This is a genomic window from Corynebacterium sp. HMSC068H04, from assembly GCF_001811255.1.
GTDB classification, from domain to species: Bacteria; Actinomycetota; Actinomycetes; order Mycobacteriales; family Mycobacteriaceae; genus Corynebacterium; species Corynebacterium hesseae.
The window spans coordinates 1-403 of the sequence record NZ_KV803994.1 but is presented as its reverse complement, the minus strand read 5'-3'; the positions used below and the strand labels follow the sequence as shown (position 1 = coordinate 403).

Genomic DNA, 403 nt, shown 5'->3' with positions numbered 1-403 from the left:
GGTGTTTCCGCCGGGCTTTTAGGCCGGTGGGTCAAACTCGAGCGTGAACGCCGAGGAGCCTCAGATGGGATGAGTGAGGCTGATCTTCGTGCTGAGAATGCTCGTCTGCGCCGTGAGTTGGCTGAAGCAAAGATGGATAACGAGTTTTTGTCAAAAGCGACAGCCTTCTTCGCCGCGAAGCAACGCGAGCAGAAAAGTTCGAACTAATGCAGCAGGAGAAGGCAAACTACAGCATCAAACGCATGGCACGGCTATTAAAAGTGTCTCGGTCTGGATACTACAAATGGGCCCATGTGCAGCAGAAACGACTATCCGGAAAGGATGATCGGGCAGCATTTTACGATGATGTTGACCGAAAGATTCATCAGATTTGGAAAGACTCCGATGAGGTTTATGGTGCTCC

1 protein-coding gene and 1 pseudogene are annotated in these 403 nt (G+C 51.1%); both read left to right on the top strand.

What is annotated here, in order from left to right:
- A partial coding sequence (locus HMPREF2792_RS13445; RefSeq protein WP_246819436.1) for a hypothetical protein occupies positions 1-207 on the top strand: 207 nt, incomplete at its 5' end.
- Positions 207-403: pseudogene (locus HMPREF2792_RS13440) on the top strand (hypothetical protein); the annotation flags it as partial. The gene HMPREF2792_RS13445 and the pseudogene HMPREF2792_RS13440, both read left to right, overlap by 1 nt.